The sequence below is a fragment of the Klebsiella quasivariicola genome, from assembly GCF_002269255.1.
In the GTDB taxonomy this organism is placed as follows: domain Bacteria; phylum Pseudomonadota; class Gammaproteobacteria; order Enterobacterales; family Enterobacteriaceae; genus Klebsiella; species Klebsiella quasivariicola.
In genome coordinates, this window is the sequence record NZ_CP022823.1 from 752,424 (window position 1) to 766,676 (window position 14,253).

Here is a 14,253-nt window from a genome sequence, read left to right on the forward strand (position 1 = left end):
CTTTTAGTTATTGATGATTTTATTACCATGCACGATATCGCCGCTACCATGATGGGTACTAACATGGTTAATAGTCTGCGGTGCAGTTTTAATTTCCATTAATATCCTCAATAACTCAGGATCGTTATCAATTCTGGTTTTTATTGCTTTTCCACTTAGATCATCATTTATGCCTAGTTGAGTAATTTTATCTGCCATTATTTGCGCTGTATTATCGTCAATCAGCCAGTTTCTAAGAGTATCTTTTAACCAGACCGCACTGATCGTTACGCCAGACTTTAATCCGTCATAAAGTAATCCCGATAAAATGGTACTTGTTAGAAAATCCATAGTCATTTCTCTTTCTCTATAGTTAAATCATATAGATAACTATACCTGAAGTGTATCTTCGAATACCAGAGCCTGACCGTACAGAAAGTATGGATGAGATGAGTTCTTGCTGCTGCTAACCAAACGCGGTATCGTTTACAAGCACCTGCAAAATCAGGTGCCGGGATTGGTCTCCTGAAGATATTCCTTACTGGCGACATATGACGCGCTTTGCGTCTTTTTTATGTCGTTCATCCGGCTACATCTCAATGGTGGGCCGGGCGGAGGCGTCGCAAGACGCGCCGGTGTCCAGTAAGGCCGGTAAGACCAACTCCGTCCGGTTCCACCACCCGTAAGATTGGTCTCTTCGGTGGTGGTTCAAACAATCACTTACTGGAGGCTGCCACTATGGCTACGATCCCCACTCAAACACACCCGTTACTTGCTGTTCCCTTCAATGCCGCCACGGATTTCACCGTCCTTGCCGATCACTGTGAAAACTTCGCCGAAACCCTGATTGAAAACGACGACCCCACACTGAAAATGGCGCTCTGCGGCAGACTCAACGCCGCTCTGACATTGCTCCAGCCCACGCTGTTAGAACCCGTCCCGCCCCATCTTGTTGAAAGCCTGACCGTCGATACTCTCCCGGCGAATTCCCCCCAGTTTGGACCGGAATGCACCGAGCTTTGTAGCTACTGCCTCGCCCTGACGCAGACACTGGCGGAGCAGGGATTTTATTCTGAAAAGGAGAAACAGTTGAGTTATCTGCTGTACGACCTGATCAACTACTTCGCGGCGGAAATGAAAGCCCCGCGCTGGCTGCGTACCGCCGACGGCGTGAAGTTTATAGATGGGGAGGCGGCATGATCATGATGCAGCCGGACTGGCATTCCGCCGACATTATCGCGGCGCTGAAAAAGCAAGGGACGTCGCTGTCCGCCGTTTCCCGCAAGTCGGGGCTGGCGTCCTCAACGCTGGCAAACGCCCTTAACCGCCACTGGCCCAAGGCTGAAAGGCTGATCGCCGAAGCGTTGGGCGTGGCGCCAGAGCAAATCTGGCCTTCCCGTTATCTCAGACCACGTTAAAACAGACTCTCCCGATCTTCTGTCAGCTTATGCTGGCGGAAGATCGGGAGAAGACAAGCGAAGCGCGGCAGGCTGTCATTCACAGAATGACGAAAAAATCCACAAACAACTCAATTCCCGGAAAAAAGGTTTCCCCTTTTCATCCGTGCAAACCGGGTGTAATCTCCCTTCTGCTCTATGCTGTCGTTGACAGCGCCCTTTGCTTCGCAACCTGAAAGAAGCACCTGTTCCGTCAGGACGGTTGATCCCTTTACCGGTGCAGACCTCTGCAAACACCGGGTCGCAGAACATCGCGGCGGAGGCCCGAAGTTCATACACGATGCATTCTTTAACTGCGCCAGTTCATCGGCTGTCATTCCACACAACCGGAAATCACCCGATTTCACGGTTCACTTACACCTGCTGAATTTCAGCGTCTTTTACCTGCACCAGTCCATTGGCCGGTGTTTTACCGCGCCGGAAACTTTCCGGTAAATCCTGCACCTGCTGCCACACCAGCGCTGTTTACTTTACGGGCTGCGGCCTGCATTGCCGCAAGGCTTTGCTGCCGCGTGACCGTAAAACTGCACCAGAATGTGCCCTCTCAGAGCACAGCACCTGACCGGGCGTCACTTGAGTCCCGCAACGCGGGCGCAAGTGACGCCATTCCACCACGCCGACGCAAGCCATGGAAAATCTGGCCTGCGCCCTCAATCCCCCACACTGACACGCCGTTTTCAGGCCGCTGTCGGTTCAGAAAAGGAGAAAAAGATCGATACCGAGGGGGGCATGACGCCCCGGAGAATTTCCTGCTCACGCAGGCAGCCTGTACCGCGTACAGTCTGAAACTCCCTACACCTCAACAATCTGCCACCCCGGCGTGAAGGTATCGTTCTGGCGCAGCCACAAAGCATACGCCGGGGCCAGATTGTGCTTTTTATCAAGCTGCAAGGGGTAGCTATGGGTAAATTAGGCGGTGAAATGAAGGCGCTGGCGAAAAAAGCGGGCGGCAGTTTTAAAACGGTGGATGACCGCATTCATATTGTGCAGCGGTTCAGCCGCCATTTACGCTCGCTGAATATCCAGATCCAGCGGGTGGAACAGGTCAAGGTTCGCCATATCGAATGCTATATCCAGGCGCGACTGGTGCAGGAGATCGGCAAACGGACGCTACAAAATGAAATGGCCGCGCTGCGTGGTGTGCTGCAACAGGTCGGACGCAAGCAGGTGGCAGAACATGAGCGGCTGACCAATCAATCATTGGGGCTGGCTGGCGCATCCCGTAACGGCACCAACCGGGCCATCACGCCGGAGTATTACAGCAAGGTACTGGAAGCCGCCCGCGATAAAGACGCAGGGCTGGCGGCGACGCTGGAGCTGGCAAGGTTGATGGGGTTACGCTCGCAGGAAGCGGTACAATGCTGCCAGTCACTGAAAACGTGGAAACAGGCGATGGAGCGCGGCGAAACCCGGCTGACGGTGGTGTTTGGCACCAAAGGCCATCGCCCGCGTGAAACCATTATTCAGGATACTGGCGCAGTCAAAAAAGCGCTGGAAAACGCCTTATCTGTCGCAGAGCAACGCAACGGCAGGCTGATTGACCGACCCAATCTCCAGAAAGCGACGAATTACTGGAGGGGAGAGATTGCAAAAGCTGGTCTGACAGGCGATTACACACCGCACTCGTTGCGTTATGCGTGGACGCAGGATGCGCTCCGTCACTATCTGGCGCAGGGATTCAGCGAAAAAGAAGCGTTGGCGCTGGCCGCGATGGATTTGGGCCACGGCGACGGGCGAGGGCGGTATGTGGTGCAGGTTTACGGGCGACGGGAAGAAGAGGAGTAATTTCCTGTTCTGGTGCAATCATGAAAAGCAAAAGGCCGAAGGGTAAAGGAACGTTAAGGGTAACAGCGCCAGACCGGAAAAGGCCAAAGAGCTGAAAGGGCAGGAACTGGCGCAGATCTATGGATTTGGGGCTGGTGCAAATAAAAAAGCAGATCCGCTGAGATCTGCTTTCCTGCGTGACCCACTGAATGGCTCAGGCCACCTGAACCTGCCTGTCATACCGATATGGCGCCACAAACTTCTGCCGACAGGCATCGAGATAGTCCGACCACCACTGCATCATCTGAGTGCGCTCGTCGAGGTGCTCCGCCTTGTGGATATACGCGGCGCGAACGTTGTTACGCTCCTGATGGCTCATCTGCCGCTCTACCGCATCTTTCGACCAGCGCCCGGACTCGATCAGCGCGCTACAGGCCATCGTGCGGAAGCCGTGACCGCACACGTCCACCTTTGTGTCGTACCCCATCACCCGCAGCGTTTTGTTGATGGTGTTTTCGCTCATCGGCTTACGCGGATCGTGGTCGCCGGGAAACAGCAACTCGCTGTTAACGGACAGCAGCTTTAACTGTTTCAGCACCGTCACCGCCTGTTTTGACAGCGGCACCAGATGCGGCGTTTTCATCTTTGCGCCACGCTCTGAATAACGCACGCCCGGAATCGGCTCACGCTCGGCGGGGATAGTCCACATTGCGCCATCCAGATCGATCTCCGCCCAGCGGGCAAAGCGCAGCTCGCTGGAACGAATAAAGATCAGCAGGTTAAGCTGCACCGCCAGACGGGTTAACAGCCTGCCGGAATAGCCCTCCAGCCGCTCCAGCAACTCCGGCATTTTCTCCAGCGGCAGGGCGGGGTAGTGGTTTTTCGGCGGCGGCGCGATGGCGCCTGTCAGATCGTTAGCCGGGTTGCTGGCGATCAGACTCTCCTGCACGGCATAGCGCATGATCGCCGTGGTGCGCTGCTGTATCCGCGCGGCGGTCTCCAGATTGCCCTTTCTCTCCGCCACCCGCAGCGGGATCAGCAGATCGGCGGTTTTCAGGTCGGCAACGGGGATTTTGCCAATCAGCGGAAATACGTGCAGCTCAAGCGAGCGCAGAGCTTTGGCTGCGTGTGCCTCTGTCCAGCGGATATTCCCTGCCACCCATTTACGGGCGATTTCTTCAAAGGTATTACCGCTTTTCTTCGCCTGTTTTTCCTGCTGCTTTTTCACCCCCGGATCGTCGCCCGCGCTGAGTACAGCGCGAGCCTCTTCACGCAGCTTACGCGCATTCGCCAGCGTAACGGTCGGGTAAGCGCCAAACGCCAGCTTCTTCTCCTTGCCGCCAAAGCGGTACTTGAGCTGCCAGAGCTTAGAGCCGTTGGGTTTAATCAGCAGGTAAAGACCCTGCGCGTCGCTGAGCTTGTAAGGTTTATCGAGAGGCTTTGCATTGCGGATGGCGGTATCGGTGAGTGGCATCGCGGGGGCTCCAGAGTTTATCGAACCAACAGGCCCCCAATTAAGCCCCCCAAAACTCGGGATGTCAAAAAACCTGACGGAACTTTTCAGCACCATCAGGTTTCTTTAACTTACTGATTTTCTAACGTTTCAGGACTTATAAGAATGCCATGAAACTAAATTTTGGTGCCCGGACTCGGAATCGAACCAAGGACACGGGGATTTTCAATCCCCTGCTCTACCGACTGAGCTATCCGGGCAACGGGGCGCATTAAACCGTAATCGCCGCGCCTCGTCAACGAAATTTATCTGTTTTGCAGCAGACTGAACAATCTATCACCACATTGCGCTAAAAGCACGCGTCTTCAGGCAAAAAACAGCGTCCAGGCCGCTGAAATCGGCATCGCCAGCACCAGTGCAGGTAGCATATTCACTACCGCAAACATTTTTATCCCGCAGATGCGCAGGCCGGTGGCGACCAGCAGCATACCGCCGACGGCGCTGAAATCCGCCAGCATCATCGGCGTGGTAAGCGGCATAATCACCGCCGCGCAGGCTGCGAGGGTCAGCTGAATGATCAGCATCGGCACGCTGATGGCGGCGACGGCAATCCCCAGCGTGCAGGCAAAAATGGTGGCGGTGAAAAAATCGAGAAACGCTTTGGCAATCAGAATGCTGGCATCGCCGGTCATCCCTTCGCGCATGGCACCGAAGACGCCGGTGCCGCTGGCGCAGAACAGAACAATAATCGCCACGTAGCTCTGGATATAAGATTCCTGAGCGGAGGCCTTTTTCTTGCCTTTCGCTGACATTAGCTGCTGGAGCTTGCTGACCAGCGTATTGATCCCTTTTTCCATATTGCTCACTTCGCCGAGCAGCGCACCGACAAGGGTCGAGAGCACCATCACCGGCAAATTGGCACACTTGATGACCAATAAAATGCCGATACCCAATGACGCCAGGCCAAAAATGGAGGTCATTGAGGCGCGGATCCGCTCCGGCAACCGTTGGCTAAGCAAGGCGCCCAGCACGCCGCCGACCAGCACCGCGCTGGCGTTAATAAAAGGTCCTGTAACCACGCTGACTCCTGTTAAATATCCCTGATAACCGCATTATTATGACGTTAACCTGCCGGGAAAGCTTGTGTATCCGTGATATAAGTGCATACGGTTTTCATCTTGCGCCGGTCCGGGAAAGGTGCCATGATTGCGCGAATTTTCTCCTCCCTGCTATGAGGCCGCCGATGACGACACTGCCATTACCTCGCCAGCGACGCCGCGCACCGATGCGCGGGCAGCCTCATCTTGCTACGCTTACCCCTCTGTTCACCATGCGGTGAAGGACACGTATGCTCACTGTAGGGCAACAGTAAGATCGGACGCGTCTGCTTTTACTGATGTCCGGCGGTCGGAGCTGAATCCGTCAGACCCGGACACATCGTTGGGCAAGGTTCTCCCTTGTCTGAGCTTTTTACACTCCCGATACGGGCATTTGCGCTTATGAAATCCATGCACATTGCCGCCAGCTACGAGCTGGTCACCCGCTTGTCCACCCACCGTCGCGTTGTGGCGCTGGACAGTACCGATTTTACCGATGTGGCGGCAGTCGTCATCTCCGCGGCCGACAGTCGCAGCGGCATCCTTACTCTCCTCAGGCGCAGTGGCTTTAACCTGCCGGTCTACCTGCTGAGTGAGACGGCGGTCGAGAAGCCGGAGGGGGTGCAGGCGGTGATCGCCGGTAAAGATCAGGAATGGCTGGAGCTGGAGGCGGCGGCTTGTGATTATGAAGCGCGTTTGCTGCCGCCATTTTTCAATACCCTGACCCAGTACGTCGAGATGGATAACAGCACCTTTGCCTGTCCGGGGCATCAGCACGGGGCGTTTTTCAAAAAGCACCCTGCTGGCCGTCAGTTCTTTGAGTTTTTTGGCGAGAATGTCTTTCGCGCCGACATGTGCAACGCCGATGTGAAACTAGGCGATCTGCTGATCCACGAAGGGTCGGCCAAGCACGCGCAGAAGTTCGCCGCGAAGGTGTTTAACGCCGATAAAACCTATTTCGTTCTCAATGGCACCTCGGCGGCCAACAAAGTCGTGACCAACGCGCTGTTGACCCGCGGCGATCTGGTGCTGTTCGATCGTAACAACCATAAGTCAAACCATCACGGGGCGCTGATTCAGGCGGGGGCGACGCCTGTCTATCTTGAAGCCGCGCGCAATCCGTTCGGCTTTATTGGCGGCATTGACGAACGCTGCTTTGATGAGCATTACCTGCGGGAACGTATCCGCGAAGCGGCGCCTGAGAAAGCCAATGCCTCCCGCCCATTTCGTCTGGCGGTGATCCAGCTCGGAACCTACGACGGTACGGTCTATAACGCCCGTCAGGTGGTGGATAAGATCGGCCACCTCTGCGATTACATCCTGTTTGACTCGGCATGGGTGGGCTATGAGCAGTTTATCCCGATGATGGCTGACTGCTCGCCGCTGCTGCTGGAGCTGACCCCGGACGATCCGGGTATTTTTGTCACTCAGTCCGTGCACAAGCAGCAGGCCGGCTTTTCGCAAACGTCGCAGATCCATAAAAAGGATAACCATCTGCGCGGCCAGGCGCGCTTCTGTCCGCATAAGCGGTTGAATAACGCCTTTATGCTGCATGCCTCCACCAGCCCGTTCTATCCGCTGTTTGCTGCGCTGGATGTTAACGCCAAAATCCACGAAGGCGAAAGCGGCCGTCGCCTGTGGGCCGAGTGCGTGGCGCTGGGCATCGAGGCGCGCAAAGCGATCATCGCCAACTGCAAGATGATCCAGCCCTTTATTCCGCCAGTGGTGGCGGGGCGTCCGTGGCAGGATCACCCGACCGAGGCGATCGCCCGGGAACGCCGCTTCTTCAGCTTCGAACCGGACGCGCGCTGGCATGGTTTTGAGGGCTATGCGGACGACCAGTACTTTGTCGACCCGTGTAAGCTGCTGCTGACCACCCCGGGCATCGATGCCGATAGCGGCGACTATACCGAGTTCGGCATTCCGGCGACTATTCTGGCGCACTATCTGCGTGAAAACGGCATCGTGCCGGAGAAGTGCGATCTCAACTCGATTCTGTTCCTGCTGACGCCGGCGGAGAGCGCCGAAAAAATGGCGCATCTGGTAGCGATGCTCGGGCAGTTCGAGCAGCATATTGAGGCGGATACGCCGCTGGCCGATGTGTTGCCGACCATCTACAACAAATATCCGGTGCGCTATCGCGATTACACCCTGCGCGAACTGTGCCAGGAGATGCACGATCTCTATGTCAGCTTTGATGTGAAGAGCCTGCAAAAGGAGATGTTCCGCAAACGGAGCTTCCCGCGGGTGGTGATGAATCCCCAGGATGCCAACCGCGAGTTTATTCGCGGCAACGTGGAGCTGGTGCGTCTGAGCGAAGCGGAAGGCCGCATTGCGGCGGAGGGGGCACTGCCGTATCCGCCGGGCGTGCTGTGCGTGGTGCCCGGCGAGGTCTGGGGCGGCGCCGTGTTGCGCTATTTCCTCGCGCTGGAGGAGGGGGTCAATATGCTGCCTGGCTTCTCGCCGGAGCTGCAGGGAGTTTACAGCGAGACGGATCCGGACGGCATTAAGCGACTGTATGGCTACGTGCTGAAGGAATAAAAAAACGCCCCGCTGAACAGGCGGGGCGTTTTACTTTTGCCGATCACGCGTTCTGCTGGGCGGCGGCAGGTTGTCTGACGTGTTTGTATTTGAACAGCGCCACGAAGGCGAAGGCCAGCACCAGCGAATAGCCGGCGAAAATCAGCCACACGCTCTGCCAGTCAGTGATCCCCTCGACGGTAAAGTGCTCCACTACTTTGCCGCTCACCATCCCACCGAGAATACAGCCGAAGCCGTTGGTCATCATCAGGAACATTCCCTGGGCGCTGGCGCGGATTTCCGGACGTACCTCTTTCTCAACGAACACCGAACCGGAGATGTTGAAGAAGTCGAAGGCGCAGCCGTAGACGATCATCGACAGCACCAGCAGCACGGTGCCGAACGGCGTCGGGTCGCCGAAGGCGAACAGGCCGAAGCGCAGCATCCACGCCACGATACTGATAAGCATCACGTTCTTGATGCCGTAGCGGCTAAGGAAGAACGGGATAGTCAGGATAAACAGCGTTTCGGAGATCTGCGAGATCGACATCAACACCGAGGCGTGTTCAACGATAAAGCTGCCGGCAAACATCGGATTTTTATCGAAGCTGTGCAGGAAGGTGTTGCCGAACATGTTAGTGATTTGCAGCTCGGCGCCGAGCATCATCGAGAAGATGAAGAAGATTGCCATGCGTTTGTTTTTAAACAGCGCAAAAGCGTTAAGTCCCAGCATCTCCGTCCAGCTTTGATTGCGCTGGGCGTTGGCGACCGGGATCGTCGGCAGCGTCAGGGTGAACAGCGCCAGCAGGACCGACAGCGTCGCGCCAATGTACAGCTGCATATGGCTCAGTTCAAAGCCGGAGAAGCTCACGCCCCACATGGCGAGGATAAAGCCGATGGTGCCCCAGATGCGAATTGGCGGGAAATCGGTGACGATATCCAGCCCTGCTGACTGCAGGCGGTAGTAGGAGATGGTGTTGATCAAGCCAAGCGTCGGCATATAGGCCAGCGAGTTAAGCAGGATCACGAGGAACATCTCGCCCGGCGTGGTGACCTGCGCCGCGAGGTACAGCGTTAACGCGCCGACCAGGTGGCAGATGGCGTATACCCATTTAGCACTGATCCACTTATCGGCAACGATACCGAGCAGCGTTGGCATCAGCACTGCGGCGATCCCGAGCGAGCTATACACTGCACCGATAGCCGCGCCATCAAACTTCAGCGTGACGAACATGTATGAGCCAAGCGTGGTGAGCCAGCTCCCCCAAAGGCAGAACTGCAGGAACGACAATATTTTGAGCTGCAGCTTAAGATTCATGTAGATATCCTCACGAATGTGGGCTTGTTATGTTTTTAAAATAACATTAATGCCGTTATTTTGATGCGATTCTATCATTTGCCAGCTGAAGGCTTCTGTTAACTGCCGCAGAAAATCGAAAGATATTACAAAGTATGGCGGAGAATAAGCGCGGCCTCAGCGCAGGGCTGAGGCCGGTGACAGGGGGGTTATTTGCGGCGGTAGCTTTTCTGCGCGGTGTTAACCTTATACAGATAGCGGCGTGATTCCGCCGACGGATGGCGGGTGGTCAGGGTCTGGTAGACGTCCCCTGGCGCCATGCTGTTGATAATATTGGCCGCCTGCACTTTATCGCTGGAGAAGACCCGCAGCACGCTGCCGGCGCCGCCGTTATAGGCAGTGATCACCGCATAGCGACGCGAGGTGGGGTTATCGATGCCGGCGAGGTAGACATTGTTCAGCATCGCCAGGTAGGCGGTGCCGGTGTCGATATTATTTGCCGGGTCAAAGAGATAGCTGCGGCTTGGCAGGCCCGATTTGCCCTGGGAACGGAAGACGTCTCTGCCGGCGCTGTGCTGAACGACCTGCATCAGCCCCATGGCGTCGGCATGGCTGACCGCATAGGGGTTGAAAGAGGATTCGGTCTGCATAATCGCGAGGATCAGCGACTCATCAACCCCATACTTACGCGAGGCCTGACGAACCATACCGAGGTATTTATGCGCACGTTTGTCGAGATGGTTCGGCACCAGGTTGATGGTGATGCTGTAGACCACGCGCAGACCATTGTTGCGGCTCTTCAGACGGGTTTGCAGCAGGTAATCGGCATAGCGCGCGGCGCGCCACTCCCAGCGAATCGATGCCCCGGTGTTATCGACGACCTGGCCGTAGAGGAATGGCTCTTTGGAGATCTGAATATCATCGACGTCAGAGTAGAGGTCAATGGAGTTGGGGTCATCGCCCATCAGCAGCGTTTTGATGATCGCCTGGCGCAGTCGTCCGCGCGGATCGGTGCCCGCGATGGTCTCGACGGTGATCGTCCCGGCATCAAAGTTGATGTGGCTGCGGGTTTGATATTGATCGGTATATTTAACGTAGTCCTTCGGCCCGGCGAGCAGGACTTCGTTATACCCCCAAATGTTCTCAATGTTATGGGCAAACTGGCCCATCAGGATATCGAATCCGTTCGTGTCCTTGACCCAGGCCTCGTTGTATTCGGTGCCTTTTTTATTGGAGCTGGAACACGAAACGAGCAACGGCGCAATCAGCGCGAGCGCTAAGTATTTTTTCATCATTCCGGGCGTGCGTGTTGTGTTTGTTTTTAAAAGGCCGCAGGGCCCTTACTGTTTTTCCGGCGGCGTGTAGCCTTCGATATGCACGTCTTTCCCTTCAAACAGGAACTGCACCATCTCCTGCTCCAGCAGCTTGCGGTGCTCCGGGTTCATCATGCTGAGTTTTTTCTCGTTGATCAGCATGGTCTGCTTGTGCTGCCACTGCGCCCAGGCTTCTTTGGAGATTTCGTTGTAAATGCGCTTACCGAGCTCGCCCGGATAGAGCTGGAAATCCTGGCCGTCCGCTTCACGTTGCAGGAAAGTACAAAAAATGGTTCTGCTCATAATCAATCCTCTTTGATAGCCGAAAAATTTATACCGGCGTTCCGGCTTTTAACTGTTGCAACAAGCGCTCCACGGGGGCCGCCAGTCCGACCGACGGCGGCTGCGCTAAGTTATACCAGAGTGCGTTGCCTTCATCCATGCATGCGCCAGATGAGTGCACTGTAAGCCACATCGGCACAATATCCAGGTGGAAATGGCTGAAAGTGTGGCGAAAGGCGGTTAATTGCGTCAGATTATCGGCCTTTATCTGACGCTGCGCCAGCCACTCGCGCAGCCCCGCTTCGTCTGCAAACTGCGGAAAACAGAATAATCCGCCCCACAAACCCACCGGTGGACGCTGGGAGAGAAACACCTCGTCGCCGTGCTGCATCAGCAGGAAATAGCCAGTGCGTTCCGGGAGGGTCTGCTTCGGTTTTTTGCCCGGATATTCTGCCCATGAATGATTGGCGTAGGCCACGCAGCCGTTATTCAGCGGGCACAGCTCGCACTTCGGCTTCGAGCGGGTGCAAACCATTGCCCCGAGATCCATCATCGCCTGGTTGAAGCGCTCAACCCCCTTCGCCGGGGTAACCTCTTCGCTGATGTCCCACAGCCGTTTTTCCACCTCTTTTTTTCCCGGCCAGCCGCTGACAGCATAGCAGCGGGCGAGCACCCGCTTCACATTACCGTCGAGAATCGGATAATGCTGACCGAGCGAAAGGGATAAAATCGCCCCCGCCGTTGAGCGCCCGACGCCGGGCAGCGCCGCCACTGCGTCAAAGGTCCGGGGGAATTCCCCGCCGTGCAGTGTGGCGACCTGCTGCGCGGCTTTATGTAAATTGCGCGCCCGCGCGTAGTAGCCGAGGCCGGTCCACAGATGCAGCACCTCATCCAGCGGCGCGTTGGCTAAATCAACAACCGTGGGGAAACGCGCCATAAAACGTTCAAAATAGGGAATAACCGTGGTGACCTGGGTCTGTTGCAACATCACTTCGGAGAGCCATACTTTGTAGGGCGTCTTGGCGATTTGCCAGGGCAGGGTTTTACGCCCGTATTTGTCGTACCAGTCCAGAACCTGGGCTGAAAATTGCGTGGCGAGAAAAGTCAAAGCTACGGCTCCGGGATCGCGATTACAGGGTGGCAGATTGCAGCACAAGGGCGAGTGGCTGTAAACCCTTGCATCCGCCGGGTAACTTTGGATAATGCCCGTTTTCCGAACACATTCACAAGCAGACCAAACTTTTATGAAAAACGACGTCATCTCTCCGGAATTTGATGAAAACGGCCGTCCGCTGCGCCGTATTCGTAGCTTCGTCCGTCGCCAGGGTCGCCTGACGAAAGGGCAGCAGCATGCGCTGGATAACATTTGGCCGGTGATGGGCGTTGAATTCAACGATGCGCCGCTCGATTTCGCCGCCCTGTTTGGCCGTGACGCGCCGGTCACCCTCGAGATTGGCTTCGGCATGGGCGCCTCGCTGGTGGCGATGGCAAAAGCCAAACCGGAACAGAATTTCCTCGGCATTGAAGTACACTCGCCGGGCGTCGGCGCATGCCTGGCTTCTGCGGAAGAAGAAGGCGTACAAAATCTGCGCGTAATGTGTCACGATGCGGTGGAAGTGCTGCACACTATGATCCCGGATAACTCGCTGAATATGGTGCAACTGTTTTTCCCTGATCCGTGGCATAAAGCGCGCCATAATAAACGTCGTATCGTGCAGCCGCCTTTCGCTGAGCTGGTGAAAAGCAAGCTGAAGCTTGGCGGTGTCTTCCATATGGCGACCGACTGGGAAGCCTATGCCGTGCATATGCTGGAAGTCATGTCCTCGCTGGAAGGTTATCGTAACCAGTCGGCAAGCAACGATTATGTACCGCGCCCGGAATCGCGCCCGGTAACCAAATTTGAACAGCGTGGCCATCGTCTCGGCCACGGCGTATGGGACTTAATGTTCGAGAGGGTGAAATAATGGCCAAGAATCGTAGCCGTCGTCTGCGTAAAAAAATGCATATCGATGAGTTTCAGGAGTTAGGTTTCTCCGTCGCCTGGCGTTTCCCGGAAGGGACCAGCGAAGAGCAGATCGACCAGACGGTCAACGATCTGATCGAAGAGGTGATTGAGCCGAACAAGCTGGCCTTCGACGGCAGCGGCTATCTCTCCTGGGAAGGGCTCATCTGCATGCAGGAGATCGGTAAATGCACCGAAGAGCATCAGGCCATCGTACGCAAATGGCTGGAAGCGCGTAAGTTAGAGGATGTGCGCACCAGCGAACTTTTTGACGTCTGGTGGGACTAAGTTTGACAAGGGTCGGCAATTGCCGGCCCGTTTTGTCTTAAGGGAGTTTTATGATGCGTAAAACGCTGCTGGCGGTGGCGCTCTCCGTCACCGCTTTGTCTGCCCATGCGGACTACCAGTGTAGCGTCACGCCGCGTGACGATGTGATCCTCAGCCCGCAGCAGGTCCAGGTGAAAGGGGAAAATGGCGATCTGGTGATAAAGCCGGACGGCAATTTGACCTTTAACGGCAAGGCCTATGCGCTCAGCGCCGCCCAGCGCGAGCAGGCGCAGGATTATCAGGCCAGTCTGCGCAGCAGCCTGCCGTGGATTGACGAAGGCGCGCGTTCGCGAGTCGAAAAAAGCCGTAAGGCGCTGGATAAAATCATTACCGAACAGGTTGGCGCCAACAGCAGCATGCATGGTCGCCTGACCAAGCTGGACGCGCAGCTCAAAGAGCAGATGAACCGCATCATTGAGCGCCGCAGCGATGGCCTGACCTTCCATTATAAAGCCATCGACCAGGTGCGCGCCGACGGCCAGCAGCTGGTGAATCAGGCGATGGGCGGCATTCTGCAGGACAGCATTAACGAGATGGGGGCGAAAGCGGTGCTTAAAGGCGGCGGTAACCCGCTGCAGGGCATTCTCGGCAGTCTCGGCGGCCTGCAAACGGCGATTCAGGATGAATGGAAAAACCAGGAGGCCGATTTCCAGCAGTTTGGTAAGGACGTCTGCAGCCGGGTTGTCTCGCTGGAAGATAGCCGGAAATCGCTGGTTGGCTCGCTGAAATAATGACATGGCGGTCCGCTTGCCGGCAGGACCG

At 56.1% G+C, this 14,253-nt stretch carries 14 protein-coding genes and 1 tRNA gene; 7 read left to right on the forward strand and 8 right to left on the reverse strand.

Translation table 11 applies throughout. From position 1 onward, the window contains the following. Nucleotides 1-3: 3 nt before the first annotated feature. Entirely contained in the window at nucleotides 4-336 is a 333-nt protein-coding gene (gene gapS6a / locus B8P98_RS03805) for a GapS6a family protein (RefSeq protein ID WP_226946870.1), read from the reverse strand. 381 nt (nucleotides 337-717) lie between these two features. Here gapS6a and B8P98_RS03810 point away from each other — a divergent pair, with 381 nt between their 5' ends. From B8P98_RS03810 to B8P98_RS03830, 3 genes are all read left to right on the forward strand, one after another. Beyond that, complete coding sequence (locus B8P98_RS03810) at nucleotides 718-1,179, forward strand: hypothetical protein (protein WP_095032728.1); 462 nt, start codon at nucleotides 718-720, stop codon at nucleotides 1,177-1,179. Between the two features lie 2 nt (nucleotides 1,180-1,181). Next, the gene (locus tag B8P98_RS03815; RefSeq protein ID WP_095033607.1) at nucleotides 1,182-1,397 is read left to right on the forward strand and encodes a helix-turn-helix domain-containing protein; all 216 of its coding nucleotides are present in this window, start codon (nucleotides 1,182-1,184) and stop codon (nucleotides 1,395-1,397) included. Nucleotides 1,398-2,336: 939 nt separating this feature from the next. Then, the gene (locus tag B8P98_RS03830; protein ID WP_095032730.1) at nucleotides 2,337-3,221 is read left to right on the forward strand and encodes an integrase domain-containing protein; all 885 of its coding nucleotides are present in this window, start codon (nucleotides 2,337-2,339) and stop codon (nucleotides 3,219-3,221) included. A 193-nt stretch (nucleotides 3,222-3,414) separates the two neighbouring features. On the opposite strand, the gene B8P98_RS03835 is transcribed toward B8P98_RS03830, so the two are convergent. The 3 genes from B8P98_RS03835 to B8P98_RS03845 all read right to left on the reverse strand — a co-directional run bounded on the left by B8P98_RS03835 (nucleotide 3,415) and on the right by B8P98_RS03845 (nucleotide 5,732). Continuing rightward, nucleotides 3,415-4,674 (reverse strand): tyrosine-type recombinase/integrase, encoded by a 1,260-nt coding sequence (locus tag B8P98_RS03835; RefSeq protein WP_095032731.1) that lies wholly within the window; start codon nucleotides 4,672-4,674, stop codon nucleotides 3,415-3,417. A gap of 163 nt (nucleotides 4,675-4,837) precedes the next feature. After that, nucleotides 4,838-4,913 (reverse strand) — tRNA-Phe (locus tag B8P98_RS03840). 105 nt (nucleotides 4,914-5,018) lie between these two features. Beyond that, nucleotides 5,019-5,732, reverse strand: coding sequence for a DUF554 domain-containing protein (locus B8P98_RS03845; RefSeq protein ID WP_025713504.1), 714 nt, complete (start codon nucleotides 5,730-5,732; stop codon nucleotides 5,019-5,021). Between the two features lie 420 nt (nucleotides 5,733-6,152). Between B8P98_RS03845 and B8P98_RS03855 the strand changes: the two genes are divergently transcribed. Beyond that, nucleotides 6,153-8,291 carry an ornithine decarboxylase gene (locus B8P98_RS03855; RefSeq protein WP_025713503.1) on the forward strand — a complete coding sequence of 713 codons (2,139 nt, stop codon included), beginning with the start codon at nucleotides 6,153-6,155 and terminating at the stop codon, nucleotides 8,289-8,291. A 43-nt stretch (nucleotides 8,292-8,334) separates the two neighbouring features. On the opposite strand, the gene B8P98_RS03860 is transcribed toward B8P98_RS03855, so the two are convergent. The 4 genes from B8P98_RS03860 to mutY form a co-directional block, all read right to left on the reverse strand. Then, nucleotides 8,335-9,588, reverse strand: coding sequence for a nucleoside permease (locus tag B8P98_RS03860; RefSeq protein WP_095032732.1), 1,254 nt, complete (start codon nucleotides 9,586-9,588; stop codon nucleotides 8,335-8,337). Nucleotides 9,589-9,776: 188 nt separating this feature from the next. Further along, nucleotides 9,777-10,859 (reverse strand): membrane-bound lytic murein transglycosylase MltC, encoded by a 1,083-nt coding sequence (gene mltC, locus B8P98_RS03865; RefSeq protein ID WP_095032733.1) that lies wholly within the window; start codon nucleotides 10,857-10,859, stop codon nucleotides 9,777-9,779. Between the two features lie 48 nt (nucleotides 10,860-10,907). Then, a complete protein-coding gene (locus B8P98_RS03870) occupies nucleotides 10,908-11,183 on the reverse strand; it encodes an oxidative damage protection protein (RefSeq protein WP_004105744.1) in 276 nt (91 codons plus the stop codon). Between the two features lie 28 nt (nucleotides 11,184-11,211). Further along, a complete protein-coding gene (gene mutY / locus B8P98_RS03875) occupies nucleotides 11,212-12,270 on the reverse strand; it encodes an A/G-specific adenine glycosylase (protein WP_095032734.1) in 1,059 nt (352 codons plus the stop codon). 136 nt (nucleotides 12,271-12,406) lie between these two features. Here mutY and trmB point away from each other — a divergent pair, with 136 nt between their 5' ends. The 3 genes from trmB to B8P98_RS03890 are packed head-to-tail and all read left to right on the forward strand — an operon-like array spanning nucleotide 12,407 to nucleotide 14,222. After that, nucleotides 12,407-13,126, forward strand: a complete 720-nt coding sequence (gene trmB / locus B8P98_RS03880; protein ID WP_002916627.1) for a tRNA (guanosine(46)-N7)-methyltransferase TrmB — start codon at nucleotides 12,407-12,409, stop codon at nucleotides 13,124-13,126. Continuing rightward, nucleotides 13,126-13,452 (forward strand): YggL family protein, encoded by a 327-nt coding sequence (locus B8P98_RS03885; RefSeq protein WP_002916620.1) that lies wholly within the window; start codon nucleotides 13,126-13,128, stop codon nucleotides 13,450-13,452. Before trmB ends, B8P98_RS03885 begins: the two co-directional genes overlap by 1 nt. 50 nt (nucleotides 13,453-13,502) lie before the next feature. Continuing rightward, nucleotides 13,503-14,222, forward strand: a complete 720-nt coding sequence (locus tag B8P98_RS03890) for a YggN family protein (protein ID WP_095032735.1) — start codon at nucleotides 13,503-13,505, stop codon at nucleotides 14,220-14,222. Nucleotides 14,223-14,253 lie beyond the last annotated feature (31 nt).